Annotated in this window: 21 protein-coding genes; 11 read left to right on the top strand and 10 right to left on the bottom strand. The window is 68.5% G+C overall.

The genetic code is table 11. From position 1 onward, the window contains the following. Window position 1 precedes the first annotated feature (1 nt). The 4 genes from AB0F51_RS13075 to AB0F51_RS13060 all read left to right on the top strand — a co-directional run bounded on the left by AB0F51_RS13075 (window position 2) and on the right by AB0F51_RS13060 (window position 6,096). Window positions 2-1,621, top strand: a complete 1,620-nt coding sequence (locus tag AB0F51_RS13075; protein ID WP_360278526.1) for a cytochrome c biogenesis protein ResB — start codon at window positions 2-4, stop codon at window positions 1,619-1,621. Next, window positions 1,618-2,622, top strand: a complete 1,005-nt coding sequence (gene ccsB / locus AB0F51_RS13070) for a c-type cytochrome biogenesis protein CcsB (RefSeq protein WP_360278523.1) — start codon at window positions 1,618-1,620, stop codon at window positions 2,620-2,622. Before AB0F51_RS13075 ends, ccsB begins: the two co-directional genes overlap by 4 nt. Window positions 2,623-2,625: 3 nt before the next feature. Further along, entirely contained in the window at window positions 2,626-2,877 is a 252-nt protein-coding gene (locus AB0F51_RS13065; protein ID WP_360278521.1) for a DUF4229 domain-containing protein, read from the top strand. A gap of 90 nt (window positions 2,878-2,967) precedes the next feature. After that, window positions 2,968-6,096: a BTAD domain-containing putative transcriptional regulator gene (locus tag AB0F51_RS13060; RefSeq protein ID WP_360278518.1), complete on the top strand. Its 3,129-nt coding sequence runs from the start codon at window positions 2,968-2,970 to the stop codon at window positions 6,094-6,096. A gap of 3 nt (window positions 6,097-6,099) precedes the next feature. Here the strand turns inward: AB0F51_RS13060 and AB0F51_RS13055 are convergent, their stop codons facing one another. The 4 genes from AB0F51_RS13055 to AB0F51_RS13040 form a co-directional block, all read right to left on the bottom strand. Next, on the bottom strand, window positions 6,100-6,882 hold the full coding sequence (locus AB0F51_RS13055) for a DUF4097 family beta strand repeat-containing protein (protein WP_360279724.1): 783 nt from the start codon (window positions 6,880-6,882) through the stop codon (window positions 6,100-6,102). Window positions 6,883-6,887: 5 nt separating this feature from the next. Next, window positions 6,888-7,637 (bottom strand): ABC transporter permease, encoded by a 750-nt coding sequence (locus tag AB0F51_RS13050; protein ID WP_360278517.1) that lies wholly within the window; start codon window positions 7,635-7,637, stop codon window positions 6,888-6,890. Beyond that, window positions 7,634-8,575 (bottom strand): ATP-binding cassette domain-containing protein, encoded by a 942-nt coding sequence (locus tag AB0F51_RS13045; RefSeq protein ID WP_360278514.1) that lies wholly within the window; start codon window positions 8,573-8,575, stop codon window positions 7,634-7,636. Before AB0F51_RS13045 ends, AB0F51_RS13050 begins: the two co-directional genes overlap by 4 nt. 87 nt (window positions 8,576-8,662) lie before the next feature. Further along, entirely contained in the window at window positions 8,663-9,649 is a 987-nt protein-coding gene (locus AB0F51_RS13040; RefSeq protein ID WP_360278511.1) for a winged helix-turn-helix domain-containing protein, read from the bottom strand. A gap of 208 nt (window positions 9,650-9,857) precedes the next feature. Between AB0F51_RS13040 and AB0F51_RS13035 the strand changes: the two genes are divergently transcribed. Next, a complete protein-coding gene (locus tag AB0F51_RS13035) occupies window positions 9,858-10,478 on the top strand; it encodes a TetR/AcrR family transcriptional regulator C-terminal ligand-binding domain-containing protein (protein WP_360278508.1) in 621 nt (206 codons plus the stop codon). A gap of 61 nt (window positions 10,479-10,539) precedes the next feature. Continuing rightward, on the top strand, window positions 10,540-12,093 hold the full coding sequence (locus AB0F51_RS13030; RefSeq protein ID WP_360278505.1) for an MFS transporter: 1,554 nt from the start codon (window positions 10,540-10,542) through the stop codon (window positions 12,091-12,093). A gap of 51 nt (window positions 12,094-12,144) precedes the next feature. On the opposite strand, the gene AB0F51_RS13025 is transcribed toward AB0F51_RS13030, so the two are convergent. Together AB0F51_RS13025 and AB0F51_RS13020 are read right to left on the bottom strand one after the other, a co-directional pair. After that, window positions 12,145-12,630: a GNAT family N-acetyltransferase gene (locus tag AB0F51_RS13025; RefSeq protein ID WP_360278502.1), complete on the bottom strand. Its 486-nt coding sequence runs from the start codon at window positions 12,628-12,630 to the stop codon at window positions 12,145-12,147. 43 nt (window positions 12,631-12,673) lie between these two features. After that, on the bottom strand, window positions 12,674-13,690 hold the full coding sequence (locus AB0F51_RS13020; protein ID WP_360278500.1) for a M48 family metallopeptidase: 1,017 nt from the start codon (window positions 13,688-13,690) through the stop codon (window positions 12,674-12,676). A gap of 107 nt (window positions 13,691-13,797) precedes the next feature. Between AB0F51_RS13020 and AB0F51_RS13015 the strand changes: the two genes are divergently transcribed. Then, window positions 13,798-14,937, top strand: coding sequence for a PLP-dependent cysteine synthase family protein (locus tag AB0F51_RS13015; RefSeq protein ID WP_360278498.1), 1,140 nt, complete (start codon window positions 13,798-13,800; stop codon window positions 14,935-14,937). Here AB0F51_RS13015 and AB0F51_RS13010 read toward each other — a convergent pair. After that, window positions 14,934-15,290, bottom strand: coding sequence for an SMR family transporter (locus AB0F51_RS13010; RefSeq protein WP_360278496.1), 357 nt, complete (start codon window positions 15,288-15,290; stop codon window positions 14,934-14,936). The two genes, AB0F51_RS13015 and AB0F51_RS13010, sit on opposite strands and share 4 nt — an antisense overlap. Window positions 15,291-15,332: 42 nt before the next feature. Next, on the bottom strand, window positions 15,333-15,653 hold the full coding sequence (locus tag AB0F51_RS13005) for a multidrug efflux SMR transporter (protein ID WP_360278493.1): 321 nt from the start codon (window positions 15,651-15,653) through the stop codon (window positions 15,333-15,335). Window positions 15,654-15,770: 117 nt separating this feature from the next. On the opposite strand from AB0F51_RS13005, the gene AB0F51_RS13000 reads away from it, so the two are divergent. After that, the gene (locus AB0F51_RS13000; RefSeq protein ID WP_360278490.1) at window positions 15,771-16,235 is read left to right on the top strand and encodes a MarR family transcriptional regulator; all 465 of its coding nucleotides are present in this window, start codon (window positions 15,771-15,773) and stop codon (window positions 16,233-16,235) included. Here AB0F51_RS13000 and AB0F51_RS12995 read toward each other — a convergent pair. Next, window positions 16,207-17,079 carry a 1,4-dihydroxy-2-naphthoate polyprenyltransferase gene (locus tag AB0F51_RS12995; RefSeq protein ID WP_360278487.1) on the bottom strand — a complete coding sequence of 291 codons (873 nt, stop codon included), beginning with the start codon at window positions 17,077-17,079 and terminating at the stop codon, window positions 16,207-16,209. The genes AB0F51_RS13000 and AB0F51_RS12995 overlap by 29 nt on opposite strands. 89 nt (window positions 17,080-17,168) lie before the next feature. Between AB0F51_RS12995 and menE the strand changes: the two genes are divergently transcribed. The 3 genes from menE to menD are packed head-to-tail and all read left to right on the top strand — an operon-like array spanning window position 17,169 to window position 20,829. After that, a complete protein-coding gene (gene menE / locus AB0F51_RS12990; protein ID WP_360278484.1) occupies window positions 17,169-18,269 on the top strand; it encodes an o-succinylbenzoate--CoA ligase in 1,101 nt (366 codons plus the stop codon). Next, window positions 18,266-19,192 (top strand): o-succinylbenzoate synthase, encoded by a 927-nt coding sequence (locus AB0F51_RS12985; RefSeq protein WP_360278481.1) that lies wholly within the window; start codon window positions 18,266-18,268, stop codon window positions 19,190-19,192. Before menE ends, AB0F51_RS12985 begins: the two co-directional genes overlap by 4 nt. Beyond that, entirely contained in the window at window positions 19,189-20,829 is a 1,641-nt protein-coding gene (menD, locus tag AB0F51_RS12980; protein ID WP_360278478.1) for a 2-succinyl-5-enolpyruvyl-6-hydroxy-3-cyclohexene-1-carboxylic-acid synthase, read from the top strand. Before AB0F51_RS12985 ends, menD begins: the two co-directional genes overlap by 4 nt. Here the strand turns inward: menD and mptB are convergent. Beyond that, window positions 20,816-22,234 carry a polyprenol phosphomannose-dependent alpha 1,6 mannosyltransferase MptB gene (gene mptB / locus AB0F51_RS12975; RefSeq protein WP_360278475.1) on the bottom strand — a complete coding sequence of 473 codons (1,419 nt, stop codon included), beginning with the start codon at window positions 22,232-22,234 and terminating at the stop codon, window positions 20,816-20,818. The genes menD and mptB overlap by 14 nt on opposite strands. Window positions 22,235-22,267 lie beyond the last annotated feature (33 nt).

Below are 22,267 nucleotides of genomic sequence, written 5' to 3'. Positions count from 1 at the left end.
CGTGACCGACGTCAAGGAGCGGGTCGAGACGCCGACCCCGCCGGACCTGCCGAAGCTCGGCCTCCTCGGCTGGCTGCGCTGGACCTGGCGCCAGCTGACCTCGATGAAGACGGCCCTCGTGCTGCTCTTCCTGCTCGCCCTCGGCGCGGTCCCCGGGTCGCTGATCCCGCAGACCGCGATCGACCCGGTCAAGGTGGCGGACTTCTTCGAGCAGCACCCCAAGCTCGGGCCGTTCTACGACAAGCTCGGCCTTTTCGACGTCTACAAGTCGGCCTGGTTCTCGGCCATCTACCTGCTGCTGTTCATCTCGCTGATCGGTTGCGTGGTGCCCCGGCTGCAGGTCTACCTGAAGGCGTTGCGGGCCCGCCCGCCGAAGCCGCCGCGCAACCTCAACCGCCTGCCCGGGTACCAGTCGTTCGAGCCCACCACGTCCGACGGTGACGTCCTGGAGCTGGCCGCGACCGAGCTGCGCCGGCGCCGCTTCCGGGTCGAGCTGTACGACGGCGCGGTGGCCGCCGAGCGTGGGTACCTGCGCGAAGCGGGCAACCTGCTCTTCCACTTCTCCCTGATCCTGGCCCTGATCGGTGCGGCCTGGGGTGCGCTGTTCGGCTACCGCGGCACCGTACTGGTTGTCGTGGGCAACGAGTTCTCGAACTCGGTGGCGCAGTACGACGACTTCACCCCGGGCCGGGTGTTCACCCCGGACGACCTGCCGCCGTTCTCGCTGAAGGTGAACAGCTTCTCGGTGAAGTTCGAGACCACCGGTCCGCAGCGGGGCGCGGCGCGCGAGTTCAACGCGCCGATCACCTACCAGGAGACGCCGGACTCGCCGGAGAAGTCCTACGACCTGCGGGTCAACCACCCGCTCAAGGTCGAGGGCACCAGCGTGCACCTGCTCGGCCACGGCTACGCGCCGAAGGTGACGGTCCGTGACGGCAAGGGCGAGGTCGCCTTCTCCGGACCGGCGCCGTTCCTGCCGCAGGACGGCAACTTCTCCTCGTTCGGCGTGATCAAGGCCCCCGACGCGCGACCCGAGCAGCTCGGCTTCGAAGGTTTCTTCCTGCCGACCGCGGTGATCGACCAGCGCGGCCCGGTCTCGGTCTTCCCCGACGCGGTCAACCCGGTGCTGGCGATGACGGCGTACTACGGCCGTCCGGCGCAGGAGACCGGCAAGCCGCAGTCGGTGTACCAGCTGGACAAGTCGAAGCTGACCCAGTTCGGCGACGGCAAGGGCGACAAGCTGCGGTTCCAGCTCGGGCCCGGCCAGACCAAGGTGCTGCCGGACGGCCGCGGCTCGATCACCTTCGAGTCCTACGAGCGCTGGGTGAAGCTGCAGGTCAGCCACACTCCCGGCCTGAATCTCGCGCTGGCCGGGATCTCGCTGGCGATTCTCGGGCTGATGGGCTCGCTGTTCATCCACCCGCGCCGTACCTGGGTGCGGGTCCGTACCCAGGACGGGCGTACCGTGGTCGAGGTCGCCGGTCTGGACCGGGGACCCGAGCGCGGCCTCGGGGACGAGATCCAGGCCATCGCCGACGCGCTGAGACCAGCCTCGAAACCGGCCTCGGAACCAGCCTCGAAAGCAGAGCAGCCCGTGACACCGAAGCAGGAGCAGCCATGAGCACGGAGACGTACGCACACATCTCCAACCTGGTCATCCCGACGGCGACCGTGATCTACGCGATCGCGATGATGTCGCACGCGATGGAGTGGGCGATGGGGCGCGCCGTCGTCGTCGCCGAGCAGACGGCCGACGTACTGGTCGCGGCGGGTGGTGGAGCGGACGTAGTACCGGCTGGTGGCTCTGGCGCTTCGGGAGCTGAGGCTTCGGATGGCGCCGAGGGCAGGACGCGGTCGGCGCGGGTCGAGGCGGCTAGCCGGATCGGGGTCATGCTGACCTGGCTGGCGTTCGCGCTGCACCTCACCGGTGTGGTGACCCGTGGCCTCGCCGCCGGGCGGGTGCCGTGGGGCAACATGTACGAGTTCTCCATCACTGCCTCGCTGGCGGTGGCGGCGGTCTACCTGCTCTTCGTGCACCGCTACAAGCTGCAGTGGCTGGGCCTGGGCGTCACGCTGGTCGTAGCTGCTGTGCTCGGTCTGGCAACGCTGGCGCTCTACACCCCGGCCGGCCCGCTGGTGCCGGCACTGCACTCCTACTGGCTCGTGATCCACGTGTCGGCCGCAGCGATCTCCGGTGGGGCGTTCACGGTCGGCGGGCTGATCTCGGCCCTGTACCTGGTCAAGGCGCGCGCCGAGAGGCGAGTGCTGGCCGGCGGGACGATGTCGGCGTCGCTGAAGCGGCTGCCGAGCGCCGAGGCGATGGACGGTACGGCGTACAAGGTGCTCGCGTTCGCCTTCCCGCTGTGGACTTTCGGGGTGCTGGTGGCCGGTCCGATCTGGGCCGAGTACGCCTGGGGCCGGTACTGGGGCTGGGACCCCAAGGAGGTCTGGTCGCTGGTCACGTGGGTCGTCTACGCGGCGTACCTGCACGCCCGGGCGACGGCCGGCTGGCGTGGTCGCCGGGCCGCGACGATCGCGATCGTGGGCTGGTTCGTCTTCATCTTCAACTTCGTCGGGGTGAACCTGCTGGTCTCCGGCCTGCACTCGTACGCCGGGGTCTGACCGATGAAGGAATTCGCCATCTACACCGGCCTGCGACTGGCCCTGTTCGTGGTCAGCTTCGGCCTGCTCTGGGTCGCCTTCCACACCTGGCTGACAGTCTGGCCCCTGGCTCTCCTCGCCCTGGTCATCACCTCGATCCTCTCCCTCTTCGTCCTCCGCTCCGCCCGCGAACGCCTGGCCGGCAAGATCGAATCCCGGGCCGACCGCATGTCCGCCCGCATCGAGGCATCCCGCAAAGCCGAAGACGACGACTGACCTAGAAGTACAAAGAAATCCCGCCGGGGAAGCGGCAGGGAGCGGCCGTGCGGGCGATGGCTGATCCTGGGGTCGTGACAGAATCAGCCGGTGCGGATCAGGCTGCTGGGGACATTTGAAGTTCGCACGGACGACGGCCTGGCCGACGTGCCGGGGGCTCGGTTGCGGGGGTTGCTGGTTGCCTTGGCGCTCGAGCCGGGGCGGGTGGTGTCGAAGGCGTCCCTGGTCGACTGGATCTGGGGGGAGCATCCGCCGGCTGAGGCGGCGAATGCGTTGCAGCGGTTGGCTTCTCGGCTGCGGAAGGTGTTGCCTGCCGGTGTGATCGAGGGGTCGCCGGGTGGCTACCGGTTGACCATCGAGTCTGACGCGGTTGATGCGCTGCGGTTCGAGCGGCTGGTCGGTGAGGCTCGCGATCAGGCGGATTCGCTGCGGGTGCCTTTGTTGCGTGAGGCCCTGGGTTTGTGGCGTGGTGCGGCCTTGCAGGACGTCGGGCTGGAGGACAGCGAGGCGTTCGACGCGGTGGTGACTCGGCTCGAGCGGCTCCGCCTGGAGGCGCTGGAGGATCGGTTCGAGGCAGAGGTCAGTGTCGGCAACGGCGCGGAGGTGGTCCCCGAGTTGACCGACCTGGTGGCCGCCTACCCGGTACGGGAACGGCTGGCCGCCGCGCTGATGCGGGCCCTTGTCGCGGCCGGTCGCAAAACCGAGGCGCTGCTTGCGTACGAAAAAACGAGGGAAGCCCTGGCCGATGCACTCGGCGTCGACCCCTCCCCGGAGTTGTCGGCCTTGCATGTCGCGCTGTTGCGAGACGAGGTCGGGCAGCAGCGGGAGGACAATCGCAAGACGAACGTGCGCGCCGAGCTCACCAGCTTTGTTGGCAGAGACGCCGACGTGGCCCTGGTGCGCGAACTCGTCGCGGAGCACCGGCTGACCACGCTGATCGGGCCGGGCGGTTCGGGCAAGACCCGGCTGGCCGCGGAGGCCGCGCGCACGATGACCCAACCGGACGGAGTCTGGCTGGTCGAGCTCGCCGCCATCACCACGGACGGCGACATCGCGCAGACGACGCTCAGCGCGCTCGGGCTCCGGGACGCGCTGCTCGGGGCGGCACCAGACGCGGACCCGGTGGACGGGCTCATCGCCGCGATCCGCGACCGCGAGGCGCTGCTGATCCTGGACAACTGCGAGCACGTGATCGAGGCGGCGGCGAAGTTCGCCGATCGGGTGCTCGGCGAGTGCCGCCGGCTGCGGATCCTGGCGACCAGCAGGGAACCGTTCGGTATCACCGGTGAGGCGCTGTGGCTGGTCGAGCCGCTGGCCCTGCCGACCGACACCGGCCCGGAGGAGATCGGGTCCTCACCGGCCGTCCGCTTGCTGCGCGACCGGGCGAGTGCGGTGCGCAAGGACCTCGGCAGCGACGCGCAGACCCTGGCGACGATGGCACGCATCTGCCGCGCGCTGGACGGGATGCCCCTGGCGATCGAACTGGCCGCCGCGCGGTTGCGCACGATGTCCGTCGACCAGCTCGCCAACCGGCTCGACGACCGGTTCCGGTTGCTGACCAGCGGTAGCCGCACCGCCTTGCCGCGCCACAAGACGCTGCGTGCGGTGGTCGACTGGAGCTGGGAACTGCTCTCCGACGCCGAGCGGCTGGTACTGCGCCGGCTGTCGGTCTTCTCGGGTGGAGCCGGCCTGGACGCGGCCGAGCGGGTCTGCGTCGGCGACGGAGTCGAGCAGTACGAAGTACTGGAGTTGCTCACCTCGCTGGCCGAGAAGTCGTTGCTGGTCAGTGGGCGTGACGGCGATCCGAGGTACCGGATGCTCACCACGATCAGGGAGTACGCCGCGGAGCGGCTGGCCGAAGCGGGGGAGTCGGACCTCGCTCGTCAGGAACACCTCGCCTACTTCATCGAACTCGCCGAGACCGCGGAGCCACACCTGCGCCGGGCCGAGCAGTTGGAGTGGCTCGCGACGCTAGAGGCCGACCACGACAACCTCAGCGCGGCTCTGCGGGGCGCGATCGCGGCAGGTGATGCGCAGGCGTCGATGCGGCTCGCGGCGGCAACCGGGTGGTACTGGTGGCTCGGTGGACGCCGGACCGAGGGCCTCGAGTTGCTGCTCGCGGCCGCCAACCTGCCCGGTGAGGCGACCGATGACGTCCGGGCGATGACGTATGCGCTGGTCGTGCTCTACGTGACATCCGGCCGCGGCGACGAACATCTCGGCGCGGAGTGGATCCACAAGGCGCATGAGTTCAGCGAGCGGAGCGGCAGCGACAACCCCCTGCTGGCGTTCTCGACGCCGCTGGAACGCCTGCTGCAGGCGCCGGAGGAAGCGGCGACGGTGTTCGACTCGTTGCTGGACAGCGTCGATCCCTGGGTGCGCGCGATGGCTCGGTGGCAGGGCGCCAAGATGCGGGGCATGGTCGGTCAGGCCGGCCAAGAGGTCGAAGCCCGGCTGGAGCAGGCTCTGGCGGAGTTCCGGACGCTCGGCGAGCGGTTCGGGATCTCACTGGCGCTGTCCGAACTGGCGCGCCAGCTTGCCGCCCGGGGTGAGTTCGCCGGTGCCTGCGAGTACTACGAACAGGCGCTGGTGGTGCTCGATGAGATCGGTGCCGTCGAGGACGTCATCGAAGTACGGGCTCATCAGGCCCAGTTGTACTGGCTCGGCGGCGATCGTGACGCCAGTGCCGCGGCCATCGCGGAGGCCGAGCGGAACGCCGAAGGTGTCACCTGGCCGTACGCCCTGGCCAACCTGGCCCTGGCCAAGGCGGAGCTCGCGCGCCGGGAGGGTGATCCCGAGGAGGCCCGGCGGCAGCTCGGTCTGGTGACCACTCATCTGGGTGATGTCGCGGGGCTGGAGAACATGAGCGCCTGGATCGAGGACCTGCTCGGCTACCTCGCCGAGGATCCGGAGGAGTCCCGGAAGCATCGGGCGGCTGCCTGGCGGGCGGCGTCCGCGACCGGAGCACCGATGCTGATCGCCCAGGCCCTCATCGGGATCGCCGAGCTGGCATTGCGCCGGGGCCAGTACGAGCAGGCCGGACGGTTGCTAGCGGCAAGTATCAGTGTCCGTGGACTGCCGGACCGCTCGCATCCGGAGCTGGCCAGGATCGAGCAGGACGTACGACGTCACCTCGGCGAAGCACGCTTCGCCGAGGTGACGGAAGAAGGAACGCAGGCGAGCTGGACCGAACTGGCGGAGGAGACCCTCGCATCCTGAGGGTCAGCTCGCGGCGCGCTGGACGAGGATGTCGCCGTGCCGGGTCCGGGCGTGGACCGAGACCCGGCGGTCCGACGGGCGGGGCTCTGTCCCCATGGCGACGAAGTTGTGTACGGCGCCGCGCTCGCTGGTGACGTCGACCGAGGCAGCGGTTCCCTCGCTGATCCCGACCTCGATGTTTCCGTTGCCGTTGACAAGTTTCGCCTGGCCCTGCGTCATCACCCCGATCCGGATGGTCCCGCTGGCGGTGGTGGCGGTGACGTGACCGTCGGCGCGGTCGATGTCGACCTCGGCGCTGCTACTGCTGAGCTCGAGATCGGCCGCGACCCGGCCGATCCGGACCTGCCCGCTCGACCCGTCGACGGTGGCCCGGCCGGCGATGTGGCCGACCGCGAGCTCACCGGCCGACATGTTCACCTGCAGGCCCTCGACCCGATCCAGGTGGACCTTGCCTGACGCCATGTGCAGCTCGCAGTCGCCGTACGAGCCGTCCGCCTGGATCGTCGAGTGGGCGAGGTAAGTGACCAGGCTGGACCCGGCCGGCAGGCCGATCGTGATGGAGACCGAACCGTTCTTGTCCCCGGAGGCGGTTGTCTTGACCGACAACCGCCCGCCGGCGAACGCGACCTTGGTCTTGGCCGCCACCTTGAGATCCGACTTGCTCGTCCTGTCGATCGGCTCGACCTGGACGACGGTGTCGGTTCGGTCGGTCGCGGTCACCTGAACTCGGGCACCGGCGACCTGCACGGTGGCGGCGATGGGGTTGGGAGTGGTGAAGGTAGGCATCGTGATCACGCTCGCTTCTTGAAGGTGGAACGGGCCCAGAGGTAGCCGACCAGGGCGATACCGACGCACCAGGCGATGGCGGCGATCGCGTCACCGGACGACGGCGCGCCGTTGAGCAGGCCGCGCAGGGTTTCGATGATCGGGGTGAAGGGCTGGTACTCCGCGAACTGCCGGACGCCCGGACCCATCTGCTCCGCCGGCACGATCGCGCTGCTGAAGAACGGCAGCATCACCAGCGGTACGGCGGCCAGACCGGCCGTCTCCGGCGACTTCGACACCAGCCCCAGGGCAACGGTGAGCCAGCCGGTCGCGAACCCGAGCAGGACGACGAGGCCGAGTACGCCGAGCCAGTCGACCAGGCTCGCCTCCGGGCTGAAGCCCAGTGCGAAGGCCACTCCGATGAGGGCCGCGATGGCCACCAGGTTGGTCAGCACGCTGGCGACCACATGTCCGGTCAGTACCGCTCCGCGGGACACGTCCATCACCTTGAACCGATTGATGATGCCCTTGGTCATGTCGGAGTTCACCGCCACGGCCGTTGCCCCGAGCCCGTAACAGACGGCCAGCAGCATCAGGCCGGGTGTCGCGTAGTCGATGTAGTCGACCCCGACGTTGAAAGCGTCGCCGAAGACGTAGACGAACATCAGCATGATCACGACCGGCATCAGGACCGCGCTGAACACTGTGGTGGGGTTGCGGGCGATGTGCCGGAAGTTGCGCCGCAACATGATGGCCGAGTGGGACTGGGTGCTCATTTCGCTGCCTCCGTGCTGGTACGGCCGGTCAGGGCCAGGAAAACGTCGTCGAGGTCCGGCGTGTGGACCGAGAACTCGTCGATGTCGATCGACTTGTCGTCGAGCTCGTTGAGCAGAGCCCGGACCGATTTGGCGCCGCCGTCACCCGGGACCCGCAGTACCAGGTCGTCGTCGTCACGGGTGGCGCCGGGCAGGGCCAGCGCGGCTGCTTCGAAGGCGGTGACGTCCGCGAAGCGGAGCCGGATGTGGCTGCCGGGCAGTTGACGCTTGAGCTCTTCAGGGGTGCCCTGGGCAACCAACCGGCCGTGGTCCAGTACTGCGATCCGGTCCGCCAGCTGGTCGGCTTCCTCGAGGTACTGGGTGGTGAGGAAGATGGTGACGCCGTCGGCCACCAGTTCGCGGATGATCTCCCACATCGTGCGCCGGCTGCGCGGGTCGAGGCCTGTCGTCGGCTCGTCCAGGAAGATGATCTGCGGGTTGCCGACCAGCGTCATCGCCAGATCCAGCTTGCGGCGCATCCCACCGGAGTACGTCGAAGCCTGCTTCTGCGCCGACTCGGTCAGGTCGAACCGCTCCAGCAGTTCGGCGATGATCCGCTTGCTCTCACCCGAGCTCAGGCCTTTGAGGTCGGCCATCAGCTGCAGGTTCTCCTGGCCGGTCAGCAGCTCGTCGACCGCCGCGAACTGGCCGGTGACGCCGATGGCCGCCCGGACCGCCTTGGTCCCGGTGGTGACGTCGTGCCCGGCGACGCTGGCCGTCCCGCTGTCGGCCGTCATCAGGGTGGTCAGCACGTTCACGGTCGTCGTCTTGCCGGCCCCGTTCGGACCGAGCAGGGAGAAGATCGTTCCCTTGCCGACTTCGAGGTCGATGCCGTCGAGGACCACCTTGTCCCCGAAGGCCTTCCGCAGCCCGGAGGCCGCAATCGCTGTAGTGGTCATGGGAAGACCATCCAGCCCCGCGCCGCCACGCTCCTGACACGGCCCTGACACCACATCTGACACGCCGGGCCGCCCGGCGGACAGGTGTCAGTCGGCCTGCTGGGACTCGGTCAGGAGCAGGTTGCCCAGCTTGGTTCGCCAGTAGAGGACTTCCCGGCCCGAGCGGCGACGCTGGACGGCGCCGGCTTCGCGAAGGATCTTGAGGTGGTCGCCGACGGTGCCCAGGGACATGCCGGTGATGGCCACCAGTTGGGTGGTGCTCATCGGGGATTCCAGGCGGGTGAGCACGTCGGCTCTGCCTCGTCCCAAGAGGTTCGCCAACGCGTTGGGCGCGGGGACGAGGTCCTCGGCGAAGACGCCGGTGACCGGGTAGACGAGGCCGAAGCGGTTGTCCTCGTCCCACATCGACCAGCCCCGGCCGGTGCAGTGCGTCGGGATGAAGTAGAGCGCCTTCGCCTTGCGCAGATCGCGCGGTGGGTAGCCGAAGGTGTTGATCTGCAGCTCGCCGCCGCCCAGCCAACGCATGCCAGGACGCATGTCGTCGATGACCGCGGACCAGCCGCCGGTCGCGAGTCGCGCAGTACGGGCGACCACGTCAGTCCGGAGTACTCGCCGGCGGCGGTCCCATTCCGGTTGGACGGTTTCCGTCCACACCCAGGTGACCAGTTCCGCGGTGGCGTCCGCGAGGACCCTGTCCTCCGGCCCGGAGGCGGTCAGGATCGAGGGCAGGCGGCCGGGGCGCACCTCGTACAGCTGATCGCGGATCTGGTCGTCGGTGTACGAGCCGAAGATCTCCAGCTCGGCCTCGAACGGCAACCCGAGTCGCCGCGGCGCCCGGGTGAGGAACTGGACGGTCCAGCTGGGCGCGAAGGAGTGCTCGACGAGAGCCCGTACTACGGGCCTGCCGGCAACCATCTCCCCGAATGCGGGCCGATGCGTGTCGCGCCACTCCTGCTGCCACGGCTGGGGTGTCGCGACCGTGAGCAGCTTCAGCGCGGCCACCGTCTCGGCCATCTCGGACAGCCCGAACGAACTCTTCGCGAGCAGGTCCGCGTCGATCCGCCAGATCCCCACGTTTGCCTCCGTGAAAACTCTACGAGCCGACGGGGGCCGCTGTGCCGGGTGCGGGTAATACCACCGGGCTACTGGTACGGAGAGTGACGTAGGACACGGTGGAATTTGCCGGAAATTCGTTTGTGCATTCCTTCACATGAGTCGTACGGTGGTGGATGAAACGAAACCGTTTCGTTCTATCAGCGATCGATCAACTACTCAGGGTGATATGCAGACCAGGACAGATGCCTCCGATGCAGCGCCGCGGCAGCGGCCTCGGGTCGAGGGCGGGCGCGAGGAGGAGATTCTCGACGCGACCGTCGAGGTGCTCGCCGAGCTCGGCTACGACCGGCTGACGATGGACGCGGTGGCGACGGCCGCCAAGGCCAGCAAGGCGACGCTGTACCGCCGGTGGTCGACCAAGGCGGAGCTCGTGGTCGACGCCATCACCCGGGCCAAGGGATGTCCGGTGCCGGACGAGGTCGACACGGGCAGCCTGCGCGGCGACCTGATCGCCATGTCGTGCGGCGAGGGCGGCTTCACCTCCGACAAGCTGATGTCGGTGATGGCCGGTCTGCTCACCGCGCTGCACCGCGACGAGGACCTCAAGAAGGCTTTCGACGAGCACTTCCTGGCGCCGCGGATCGGGGTGACCAGCCGGATCTACCAGCGCGCTGTCGAGCGCGGCGAGATCGCCGCCGACGTCGACGTCCAGCTGCTGTCGGTCACCCTGCCGGCCATCATCGTCCACCACGCCTTCGTCCTGGGCATTCCGCCCACCGACGAGCTGATCCTGCGAGTGATCGACAACGTGATTCTGCCTGCGGCGCGGGGGTCGCAGGTGAGCTGAGCCGGTGAGGGGCCGGTCGGCGACCAACAAGCCAGTAACACCCAAGAGGGGAAACACCAGCATGTCTGAAGACGTCATCCAGGCAGGCCCGCCAGAGGGCCGCCCGGTGGACACGGTGGCCGAGCCGGCCGCTCACGGCCACCGCAATCTCGGGATCGCGCTCGCGCTGATCAGCATGGCGCAGCTGATGGTGGTGCTCGACGGCACCATCGTCAACATCGCCCTGCCGCACATCCAGACCGACCTCGGCTTCACCAACGCCTCGTTGCCGTGGGTGGTCAACGCCTACGCGCTGGCCTTCGGTGGTCTGCTGCTGCTCGGTGGCCGGATCGGGGACATCCTCGGCCGCCGCAAGGTGTTCATGTTCGGTGTCGTGCTGTTCGGCGTGGCCTCCTTCGTCGGTGGTATCGCGCAGAACGAGACCGTGCTGCTGGCCAGCCGGATCCTGCAGGGCGTCGCGGCCGCCGCGGCCTCGCCGAACGCGCTCGCGCTAATCACCACCACGTTCCCGGCCGGCAAGGAGCGCAACCGCGCGATGGCCGTGTACGCCGCGATGTCAGGTGCCGGTGCGGCCGTCGGCCTGATCCTCGGTGGTCTGCTGACCGAGGCCTCCTGGCGCTGGACCTTCTTCATCAACACGCCGATCGGCCTGATCGTGGCCGTGCTGGCGATCCGCTACCTGGGTGAGTCGGCCCGCCAGACCGGCAAGTTCGACCTGCCGGGCGCCATCACCGGCACGGTCGGTCTGACCGCGCTGGTCTACGGTCTGACCCACGCCGCCGAGAGCGGCTGGGGTGACAGCGTCACCGTCTCCTTCATCGCGGGCGGCGTGGCCCTGATCGGGCTGTTCCTGTTCATCGAGGCCCGCTCGCGGCACGCGCTGATGCCGTTCCGGATCCTCGCGAACCGGACCCGTGGGATCAGCTTCTTCGTGATGCTGATCGTCGGTGCGGCGCTGTTCTCGATGTTCTACTTCCTCGGCATCTTCATCCAGAACGTGCTCGGCTACAGCGCGCTGAAGACCGGTTTCGCCTTCCTGCCGTTCAGCTTCGGCATCGTGATCGCGGCCCAGATCGCCTCGGTCCTGATCGCCCGGATGGACCCGCGCTGGATCTCCGGTGCCGGTGCGGCGATCGCGGCCGGCGGAATGTTCGGCTTCACCCAGCTCGAGGTGGACTCCAGCTACCTGACCCACCTGCTGCCGTACATCCTGCTGCTGTCCTTCGGGATGGGCCTGATCTTCGTACCGCTCACGCTGACCGCGGTCAGCGGGGTCGCCAACGAGGACTCCGGGGTCGGGTCGGCGGTGCTGAACACGGTCCAGCAGATCGGTGGTGCGATCGGCCTGGCCCTGCTCGGCACGGTCTCCACCAACGCGATCAAGGACAAGTTCGCCGAGCTCGCTCCGGGCCTGCAGCAGGCCGCTCAGGCGGCGCCGGACCAGGCCAAGCAGCTCCAGGGCCAGGCCACGGCGATCGCGACCACCCACGGGTTCACCACCGCGTTCATGGTCTCGGCGATCATGTTCGTCGGCGCCGCGGTGATCACCCTGGTCGGCCTGTCGGTCAAGCACAAGGACCTGGCCGGCGGCGACCAGCCGGTCCACATGGGCTGACCACCTGAAAACCCGAAGGGCCGCTTCCCGGGAGGGGGAGGCGGCCCTTCGTCATTCCAGCGGTTTGCGCATGACCAGTTCACGGTGGACGCCGTCAGGCATCAGCTCGCCCTCGATGTCCGTGTCGGCGAACCCGCTGCGCAGGTAGAGACCGTGCGCCCTGTCGTTGCCATCAGCAACAGACAGCTGGAGGGTGTGGGCCTTCGCGTCCCGAGCCCGTTGCTCGACCCGTGCCATCAACTGATCGCCGGTCCCGCGACCACGCCCCGCGGGAGCGACCCACATCGAGATCAGCTCCACGACGCCGTCCTCATCGGTCGGTACGCCGCTCGCCATGCCCACCGGCGTGCCGTCCAGCACGGCAACAAAGTTGCGGGAGCCGGCTAGTTCCAACCGCGCCCGCCATCGTTCTTCCTCAGCGTCAGCCCAGTCGGCCAGCCGCGATCCGAACGCGTACGGCGCCTCCTCCAGCGCAGCAAGCCGAAGCTCGCGCCAGATCTTCCAATCGTCGGAGGTCAGTTCCCGGATCTCGATCACCCCGCCACCTTCTCGCGACGGCGGGGTGTCCTTCAAACGAGTATCAGCGGGGTGGGAACTTGGAGGAGACCCAGTCGCGGACGCCGCCGAGGCCGTCGCCCATGTCGCGGAGGAGTTTGGCCAGCGGGTCCTGGGAGCGGGCGAAGGCGTCGGAGTACGACTTGGCGGCGTTCTTCGCCTCCTGCGTCATCGAGGCGTCGCCGTCGTCCTGGCGCTTCGGGTAGTTGCCAGAGACGATCTGGGTGTACTCGCCCTCGTCGACCCAGCGGCGCAGTTCGTGCGCGCGGATGACGGCCAGCGGGTGGGTCTGTGCCTCGAGCAGCAGCAGCTTCAGCACGCTGTCGCGCAGGTCGCCGGCACTCTCGTACTCCGTGCCCTGGGCAAGGAAAGCCGTCGTGTCCAGCTGGTCGAGCTGCCCACCACTCGCGAGCTTCATCTGCACCCGCAGCGCGGTCGCCGGGTCCTGTACTGCGAGCAGGCCGGCCCGGTCGCCCGACAGCTCGGCCTTACGCGACCACTCGTGCAGTGCGGCGATGATCGCGCGCAGGCCGAAGGCGCCGATCGGCATCCAGTTGACGGCACCGGTGAGGCGCATCAGCCAGAGCAGCAGCGACTGGTAGAGCGCGTGCCCGCTCTGCGCATGGCCGAGCTCGTGACCGAGGATGAACCGGGTCTCCTCGTCGTCCAGCCCCTGGATCAGCGCACTGTTGAGCACGATGAACGGCTTGTCCATGCCGATCGTGACCGCGTTCCAGACCGGGCTGTTGGTGACGTACAGCTCCGGCAGCTGGCGGACGTCGAGCGTCGTCCCCGCCTCGGTGTAGAGCTGGTGGATCTTCGGGAACTGCCGCTCGTCGACCCGGATCGCCGAGCCGAGGTACTGCAGCCGGAAGGCGCGCTCGTTGATCAGCCCGGACATCTTCCGCAGGATGAAGTCGAAGCCCTTGAGCTGCCGCAGCGCGACCAGCGCGCCGCGGTCGGCCGGGTGCTCCCAGGCCCGCGAGCTGATGTCGGTCAGAGTCACCCGCGGCCGGGTCGGCCGCTCTTCGTTCTCGGTCATCGTTCCCCCACGGGTCGGCGTAGTGCCACCCAACCTAGCCGCTCGCGGGGTCCGGTAGCAGAGAGTAGGAATACCACTACCCAAGGTCTCTGTCTTAGCCTGAGCCCATGAGTGAGGCAAGCGGGGTCAAGGGACGGCCGGTGCCGTCGCGGGAAGTCGATCGGCGCGACGACAAGGCGCGGGCGTGGGTGTCGGAGGCGATCCGGCTGGTCGAGGCCGACGCGAACCGGAGTGCGGACACGCATCTGCACGTGTTCCCGATGCCGGCGGTGTGCGGGGTGGACCTGTACCTGAAGGACGAGTCGGTGCACCCGACCGGCTCGCTCAAGCACCGGCTGGCGCGGTCGCTGTTCCTCTACGCGCTCTGCAACGGCTGGATCGGCGAGGGCACCACGGTGATCGAGGCGTCCAGCGGCTCCACCGCGGTCAGCGAGGCGTACTTCGCCCGGCTGCTCGGGCTGCCGTTCGTCGCGGTGATGCCGGCCTCGACCAGCCCGGAGAAGATCGCCCTGATCGAGTTCTACGGCGGTCGCTGCCACTTCGTCGAGCGGTCCGGCCAGATCTACGGCGAGGCCAAGCGGCTCGCGGAGGAGACCGGCGGCCACTACATGGACCAGTTCACCTACGCCGAGCGCGCCACCGACTGGCGGGGCAACAACAACATCGCCGAGTCGATCTTCACCCAGCTGAGCCTGGAACAGTACCCGGTCCCCACCTGGATCGTGGTCGGCGCCGGCACCGGCGGCACGTCCGCGACCATCGGCCGGTACGTCCGCTACCAGCGGCACGACACCTCGGTCGCGGTGGTCGACCCGGAGAACTCGGCCTTCTTCCCGGCCTTCGAGTCCGGTGACGGCGACTTCGCCACCGGCCGGCCGTCGCGGATCGAGGGGATCGGCAGGCCCCGGGTGGAGCCGTCGTTCGTGCTCGGCGTGGTCGACCGGATGATCGCCGTACCGGATGCCGCCTCGATCGCGGCGATGCGGTTCTGCTCGAAGGTGACCGGCAGGCTGGTCGGTGGCTCGACCGGGACGAACCTGTGGGGTTCGCTGCGGCTGGCGGCGGAGATGCGGCGTACCGGCGTGGAGGGCAGCATCGTCACGCTGCTGTGCGACAGCGGCGACCGCTACAGCGACACGTACTACGACGACGACTGGCTGAAGCGCAACGGGATCGACCTGGCGCCGTACACCGAGACGCTGGAAGGCTTCGCCCAGTCGGGCCGTTGGCGTGAGCCGGTTCGCTAAGGCGTGTCCAATCGATCGGCGAGCTTGAGCCAGATGACGCCGGCGATGATCAGGCCGAGCCACAGCGACTGGACGAGAGTCAGGCGTTCGTCGAAGAAGACAGGGCCCAGTACTGCGGCTCCGGCCGCGCCGATTCCTGCCCAGACCGCGTAGCCGATGCTGACCTCGATGGTGCGCAACGCGGCGCTCAGCGCCCACAGGGTGAGCAGGAAGAACACGACGGCGACCAGCGACCAGGTCAGGCGGGTGAAGCCGTGGCTGCCGCCGACCGAGAGCGCGTAGCCGATTTCGAACCCGCCGGCCAGCAGCAGCATGAGCCAGGAGCGGGCGGCGGAGGGACTCGTCGAGGACATCTGGGGTTCCTTTCGTGGTGATCGGACGAGGACAGGCCGGTACTACGCAGCGCCGCTGAGCTGGAGGCCGACGACTCCGGCGATGATCGCCGCGATGCCCAGCCCCTTGCGCCAGCTGAGCCGCTGGCCGAACAGCAGTGCGCCGAGCAGCGTGATGCCGACTCCGGACACCGAGGTCCACACGGCGTAGCCGACGCCGACGTTGAAGGTCAGCAGCGCCCGGCTGAGGAAGTACGTGCCGAAGGCGCCGCTGACCAGCGTCACGAGCGTCCACTTGCGGTTGGTGAAGCCTTCCGCCTTGCCGGCCGCGATCGCGACGACGATCTCGAAGACGACCGCGACACCGAGGTAGAGCCACTGCATGGGAGATCCTTTCGCGGTGAGTATTTGCTTGTACATGCAAACACTTCATCACGATCTTCGTCAACACAGGGAGCAACAGGTCCCGTGAATGCTTGTATGAGCATGTACTCTGAGTCCATGACGACCTCCGTGACCGCGCGCGCGTCCGACACCAGTGCGTGGGATCGCGTCCTGATGCTGCACGCCCGGGTGGAACGCGAACTGACCCTGGCTCTGCACAGCCGGCACCAGATCGGGCTGTCGGAGTACCGCTCGCTGGAGCATCTCGCCCACTCCGACACCAGCGAGCTGCGGATGCAGGACCTCGCCGACAAGGTGGGCCTGGGGCAGTCCTCGGTCACGCGACTGGTCGAGCGGCTACAGAAGGCCGGGTTCGCCTACAAGGACCTGTGCCCGTCAGACAAGCGCGGTGTCTACGCGGTCATCACCGACCAGGGTCGGCAGCGCTACGAGCTGGCACGCGCCACCTATGCGGAAGTCCTGTCGTCCGCACTGAACGTGTTCGCCGCCGACGCGGAACTGGGTCCCACGGTCCAGGCTCTGCGTACCGCGATCAGCTCCCGAGGAACAGGCCGACCGTGAGACCGGCGGCGTAGACCAATTCGGTGAGGCCGGTGCCCTTGAGCACCGGGATGAGTGCCGGGCCGACCGCGTCGCTGACGACGACCTTGATCGACTTGACCGCCAGCGGCAGAGCGATGAGGGCCAGGAGTGCCCAGGGGGTCGCCAGTGCTGACAGGGCCGCCAGGATGAAGGCGAGCGCGACCAGCCCGGCGTACAGGCGGCGGGAGCGGGCAGCACCCAGTACTACGGCCAGAGTCCGCTTGCCGGTCACCGAGTCGGTGGGGATGTCGCGGAGGTTGTTGGCGACCAGGAGAGCGCAGGCGATGCTCCCGATGGCCACTGCACCGGCTACTGCTGTCCAGTGCAGCTTCTCGGCCTGGACGTACGTAGTACCGAGTACTGCGACCAGGCCGAAGAACACGAAGACGCTGACCTCACCAAGAGCCCGGTAGCCGTAGGGCTTCTTGCCGCCCGTGTAGAACCAGGCTCCGAGGATCGAGGCGGCTCCTGGGACGAGCATCCACCAAGTGGTCGTCGCGGTGAGCACCAGGCCGAGTACTGCGCCGAGGCCGAAGCAGATGAACGCCACGGTCTTCACCTGCTGCGGGCTGGCCACCTTGGAGCCCACCAGGCGCAGTGGGCCGACCCGGTTCTCGTCGGTACCGCGGATGCCGTCGCTGTAGTCATTGGCGTAGTTGACGCCGATCTGGAGCGCCAGAGCGACGCCCAGCGCCAGCAGGGCCTTCCACCAGACGAAGCCGTCCAAGTAGGCGGCTGCGCCCGTGCCGACGAGCACAGGGGCGATCGCGGCGGGCAGGGTGCGAGGGCGGGCGCCTTCGATCCACTGGGCAGGGGTGGCCATGGCAACCGATTCTGTCAGCCGCTGGGCAAGGGCTTGCAGGCGGCACAGGCTGCGGGGCCCACCGGGCCGCGCCGTACGCTCGGAGTGACATGTCTACGTTGCGGCTGGTCCCTGGCACCCCGGATGCCGTGCTGTCGGCTCTGAGCGCCCTCCTCGAAGGCACCGGTACTGCGTTCGCTCCGTTGCCGGGTGATCCCGCCTCGGCGGAGCGGGTGCGGCAGGCGGTGGTTTCGGGCGAGCCGCTCGAGCTGGAGGACTGTGGGGTCGTACTGACCACCTCCGGCTCGTCGGGCGAGCCCAAGGGCGTGATGCTCTCCACCAGCGCGCTGGTCGCGTCTGCCACCGCCACCCACGAGCGGCTGGGTGGACCGGGCCAGTGGCTACTGCCGATGCAGCCGTACTTCGTGGGCGGGTTGCAGATCCTCACCCGCTCGGTGCTGGCCGGCTGCGCGCCGGTGGTGGCGGCCGACCACCCGAGCTTCACGGCCGCGGCCAAGACGATGACGGGGGAGAGGCGCTACACCGCGATGGTCCCGACGCAGCTCGCTCGCTATCTCGAGACGGAGCAGGACGCGCTGCTGACCTTCGACGCGATCATCATCGGTGGGGCGGCGATGCCTGCGGATTTGAAGGCGAAGGCTGCTGCCGCGGGCGTCACAGCGATCCCGTCCTACGGCATGACCGAGACGGGCAGTGGCTGCGTCTACGCAGGCGAACCACTGCAAGGCACCTCGCTGCGGCTGGACGACCACAGAATCTGCATCAGCGGGCCGACGCTGTTTTCTGGCTATCGGTTGCGGCCGGAGTTGACGGCTGAGGTGCTCAAGGACGGGTGGTTCCGGACGCAGGACCGGGGTGAGTTGGTCGACGGCAAGCTGAGGGTGACCGGGCGGGTCGACGACGTGGTGATCTCGGGTGGGGTCAACGTCACACTGACCGCTGTGCAGGCGCGGCTGCTGGAGCATCCGGAGGTGAAGGACGCCGTGGTGCTGGGGGCTCCTGACGCTGAGTGGGGCTCGCGGGTGGTGGCGTTCGTGGTGGGCGCAGTGGCACTGGACGAACTCAGAGACTTTGTCGGTGAGGTCCTGCCGCGGACCTGGGCGCCGCGGGAGGTCGTGCGGCTGGACAGCCTGCCGATGCTTGCTTCGGGCAAGGTTGATCGGCAGCGGCTGCTGGGCGGTGTGCGGTGATCACCTACGCGATCGGGCTGAAGAACAAGTTCCGCGGGATCACGGTGCGCGAGGGGATGTTGTTCGAGGGGCCGGCAGGGTGGGCCGAGTGGTCGCCCTTCCTGGACTACGACGACGCGACCTGTGTGGCTTGGCTCCGGGCCGCTCGGGAGGCCGCCTTCGACGGCTGGCCCCAGCCGCTGCGGGACGTCGTACCGGTGAATTGCACTGTGCCGGCGGTTGGGCCGGAGAGGGCTGCGGCGATTGTGCGGGCGTCAGGGTGTGCGACGGCCAAGGTGAAGGTGGCTGAGCCAGGGCAGACGCTTGCTGATGACTTGGAGCGGGTCGAGGCCGTCAGGGATGCGATCGGCCGTGGGCAGGTGCGCATCGATGCCAATGGAGCCTGGTCGGTCGACGAAGCCCTGCGGGCGTTGAAGGAGCTCCGGCGGTTCGACTTGGAGTACGTCGAGCAGCCCTGTGCCGCAGTGGAAGACCTGGCGGCTGTACGACGCCGTACCGACGTGCTGATTGCTGCAGACGAGTCCATCCGGCGGGCCGAGGATCCCCTGCTGGTGAAGAAGCTCGAGGCCGCTGACATCGCAGTACTGAAGGTGCAGCCGATCGGAGGCGTCCGGGCCTGTCTGGACATCGCTGAGCAGATCGGTCTGCCGGTGGTCGTCTCCTCCGCACTGGAGACGTCGATAGGCATCGCTGCCGGTGTAGCTCTCGCGGCGGCGCTCCCGGAGCTCCCGTACGCCTGCGGCCTCGCCACTGTCTCCATGTTCACGGCAGAGGTCGTCGACGAGCCGCTGCTCCCCGTCAACGGATTCCTGCCGGTGAAGCGCCTTGAACCGGCTCCAGAGTTGCCAACTGCCGACCAAGCAACCACAGCCAAGTGGGAAGCGCGGTTCGCGAGGGTAGACGCATTGAGAGGAAGCAAATGAACCCGTCCACGGCGTTCGCGACAGTGGTGGTCGACGAGCTGATCAGGTCCGGCGTCCGCGAGGCGGTGCTGACTCCCGGCTCGCGCAGTACGCCGCTGGCCTTGGCCCTCGCCGCTGCAGACCGAGACGGGCGCCTGCGCCTCCACGTACGGATCGACGAACGTACTGCGGGCTTCCTCGCCATCGGACTGATCCGCGGTACCGGCCTGCCGGTGCCGGTCGTGACAACGTCCGGTACTGCGGTCGCCAACCTCTACCCGGCTGTCCTCGAGGCATCCCACAGCGGCCTGCCCCTGATCGTGCTGAGCGCTGATCGCCCGCCCGAGCTCCGGGGGACGGGTGCCAACCAGACGACCGACCAGCTGAAGGTGTTCGGCGACGCCGTCCGCCTCTTCCACGAGATCGGTACGCCGAGCAAGCAGGTCGGCCAGGTCGCGTATTGGCGCTCGCAGATCGCCCGCGCCGTGTCGACGGCTGTAGGTGCACGCACGTCGGACCCTGGACCGGTGCAGCTCAACTGCCCGCTGGTGGAGCCGCTGGTGCCGACTGACGATGGCGACTGGCCGGAGCCGCTCGACGGGCGTAGTACCGGCCCATGGACGAGTGTGCACGCTACTGCGGCTCAGCCCTCTGCTGTTGCTCCCGGACCGAAGACCGTGGTGGTTGCGGGCGACGGCGCCTCGCAGGCGGCTCGGCTCGCTGCCGAGGCCGGCAACTGGCCGTTGTTCGCCGAGCCGTCCAGCCGGGCGAGGACCGGGCCGGCCGTCGTCTCGGCGTACCGGTTGTTGCTGGCGGCAAGCTCTTTGGGTGAGGAGATCGAGCGGGTGCTGGTGTTCGGGCACCCGACCCTGTCGCGGCCGGTCAGCAAGCTGCTCGCGCGTCCCGACGTCGAGGTGGTCGTCGTGTCGCCGACCGGTCTGTGGCCGGACGCCGGACGCCGGGCCGCGGCCGTCGTGACCGGTCTCGAAGTGATCGGCTCGGACACCACCGACTGGCTGGAGCGCTGGCTGCAGGCCGACCAGCTGGCACGGCCGGCGATCGACAAGGTGCTCTCCGGCAGCCTCAACGGACCGGCCGTCGCCGCCCTGATGGGCGAAGTCATCGGTGCCGACGGCATGCTCATCGTCGCCTCGTCGAACCCGGTGCGCGACCTCGACCTGGCGCCCGTCGTACCGATCCGGACAGTGGCCAATCGCGGCCTGGCAGGCATCGACGGCACGCTCTCCACCGCTGTCGGCGCTGCCCTGGCGAACGCGGGCGCGACGTACGCGCTGGTGGGTGACCTGGCGTTCCTGCACGACGCCAACGGCCTGGTGATCGGCCCGGCCGAGCCGCGTCCCGACCTGCGCATCGTGGTCGTCAACGACAACGGCGGCGGCATCTTCAGCACCCTCGAACAAGGCGGCACCGACCACGCCACCCACTTCGAGCGCGTCTTCGGCACACCGCACAACGTCGACCTCTCCGCACTTGCAGCGGCCACCAGTACGCCGTACCGGCTCGTCGACACAACAGACGCACTAAGAGACGCCCTGGCCCAGACAGTCGCCGGCATCGACATCATCGAAGTACGGGTCGACCGGTCGACGCATCGCGACCTGCAGGCCGAGTTGCGGGCTGCAGTCAGCCAGTTGTAGCCACGACGGCCGGTTGGAGGGTGCGAAGGCGACCTAGTAGGCAGCCGAGCACCACGAGGACCAGCGAGGTCGTGACGAGGATGGGGATGACTGCACCGCGCAGGGACGAGTTGAGCGGGGCAGCGATGGTAAGGATCGTGCTGACGCCGATCAGAGCAGTGGTGAGCTTGCGGCCCGGTCTGGCCACGGCGAGGAACGGCAGGCACCACACGAAGTACCAGTCGTGAGCGGTCGGTCCCAGCAGAACCACTGCCAGCAAGGCAATTCCCACTGCTCTTGCTGCATTGTGAATGTGGGACCGCAGGCCCAGTAGCGCTATCAACCCGACGGCCGCGAGCATTCCGAGCAGCCGCACGATCTGCAAGGCCTGCTTGGCGGCGGTGTCCTCGCCGAGCCAGGACAGTACTCCGGACGCGCCCAGGCCGATGAGGTTGGCGATGGACAGCGGCGACCGCACGAGCCCTGGCACGTCGAGTGCGCTCAGCCACCCCGATCCGACGCCAGTCAGCTCGCCAATGGTCACCAGGGTCAACACCGAGACCCCACCGGCGATCGCCAGGCTCGCCAGTCGCAGACGTGCGCGACCAGCCAAGGGACTCATCACTGCGGCTATCGCGATGACCACCAGCCCACCGGGCAACTTCACCGCAGCCGCAGCACCAGCTAGTACGGCAGCTGTGCCCCAATGACCAGTCAGAGCCAGAGCAAACGCAGAACAAGCCAGTCCCAGCATCAGTACGTCGTTGTGCGCCGCGCCCAGGCCATGCGTGATCAGCACTGGGTTGGCGACCACCAGCCAGGTCGCAACCATCGGGTCCACTCGGCAAGCGGTAGCGAGCCGCGGTACGGCCCAGGCGATCAGCACGAAGCCGAGTACTGCCAGCAAGCGGTGCGCCAGCATCAGGACGTACGGGTCGAGGGTCAGGCGCGCTGCGAGCCCGCCGTACGCGAGAGGCAACGGCCCGTACGGCGCCGGCGTCGCCATCCACATCGGGTCGACTGCCTCGATGACCGGGCCGGACAGGACGCCGGGACCGACGCTGTAGGGGTCGTAGCCGTTGGCGACCAGTGCGCCTTGAGCGGCGTAGCTCCAGGCGTCTCTGCTGAAGAGCGGAGGGATGAGTAGCAGCGGTGCGCTCCAGCACAGGACTAGCGGCGTCAGGCGGCAGTGCACGCCGGCTAGCACTTGGCGGCCGACTGAGAGCCAAGCCCACACCAGTAGACCGAGCCCGGCGACCATGAAGGTCAGGCCGGTCATCCGGCCGGGCAAGGTGGCCCGCAGGTCACTGGCGATGGGCAGCGACGCCACCCACGAGGACTCCGGCACCACCGACGTCACCAAGGATGCGGCGGCCACGATCCCCGACCCCACCAGCCCACGAAAAAACGCCGACGGCACCCGCATGCCGCCGACGCTAGTTCGGCAAAGCGACCCACC

The organism is Kribbella sp. NPDC023855 (assembly GCF_040639475.1).
Lineage (GTDB): Bacteria > Actinomycetota > Actinomycetes > Propionibacteriales > Kribbellaceae > Kribbella.
Note: the sequence above shows the minus strand (reverse complement) of the source record. Positions and strands in the feature narration are given on the sequence as shown.

Excerpts from the sequence above, each read along its gene's own strand:
- ccsB (WP_360278523.1), top strand. The coding sequence starts at position 1,618 with ATGAGCACGGAGACGTACGCACACATCTCCAACCTGGTCATCCCGACG.
- AB0F51_RS13065 (WP_360278521.1), top strand. The coding sequence starts at position 2,626 with ATGAAGGAATTCGCCATCTACACCGGCCTGCGACTGGCCCTGTTCGTG.
- AB0F51_RS13055 (WP_360279724.1), bottom strand. The coding sequence starts at position 6,882 with ATGCCTACCTTCACCACTCCCAACCCCATCGCCGCCACCGTGCAGGTC.
- AB0F51_RS13050 (WP_360278517.1), bottom strand. The coding sequence starts at position 7,637 with ATGAGCACCCAGTCCCACTCGGCCATCATGTTGCGGCGCAACTTCCGG.
- AB0F51_RS13045 (WP_360278514.1), bottom strand. The coding sequence starts at position 8,575 with ATGACCACTACAGCGATTGCGGCCTCCGGGCTGCGGAAGGCCTTCGGG.
- AB0F51_RS13035 (WP_360278508.1), top strand. The coding sequence starts at position 9,858 with ATGCAGACCAGGACAGATGCCTCCGATGCAGCGCCGCGGCAGCGGCCT.
- AB0F51_RS13030 (WP_360278505.1), top strand. The coding sequence starts at position 10,540 with ATGTCTGAAGACGTCATCCAGGCAGGCCCGCCAGAGGGCCGCCCGGTG.
- AB0F51_RS13020 (WP_360278500.1), bottom strand. The coding sequence starts at position 13,690 with ATGACCGAGAACGAAGAGCGGCCGACCCGGCCGCGGGTGACTCTGACC.
- AB0F51_RS13015 (WP_360278498.1), top strand. The coding sequence starts at position 13,798 with ATGAGTGAGGCAAGCGGGGTCAAGGGACGGCCGGTGCCGTCGCGGGAA.
- AB0F51_RS13010 (WP_360278496.1), bottom strand. The coding sequence starts at position 15,290 with ATGTCCTCGACGAGTCCCTCCGCCGCCCGCTCCTGGCTCATGCTGCTG.
- AB0F51_RS13005 (WP_360278493.1), bottom strand. The coding sequence starts at position 15,653 with ATGCAGTGGCTCTACCTCGGTGTCGCGGTCGTCTTCGAGATCGTCGTC.
- AB0F51_RS13000 (WP_360278490.1), top strand. The coding sequence starts at position 15,771 with ATGACGACCTCCGTGACCGCGCGCGCGTCCGACACCAGTGCGTGGGAT.
- AB0F51_RS12995 (WP_360278487.1), bottom strand. The coding sequence starts at position 17,079 with ATGGCCACCCCTGCCCAGTGGATCGAAGGCGCCCGCCCTCGCACCCTG.
- menE (WP_360278484.1), top strand. The coding sequence starts at position 17,169 with ATGTCTACGTTGCGGCTGGTCCCTGGCACCCCGGATGCCGTGCTGTCG.
- menD (WP_360278478.1), top strand. The coding sequence starts at position 19,189 with ATGAACCCGTCCACGGCGTTCGCGACAGTGGTGGTCGACGAGCTGATC.
- mptB (WP_360278475.1), bottom strand. The coding sequence starts at position 22,234 with ATGCGGGTGCCGTCGGCGTTTTTTCGTGGGCTGGTGGGGTCGGGGATC.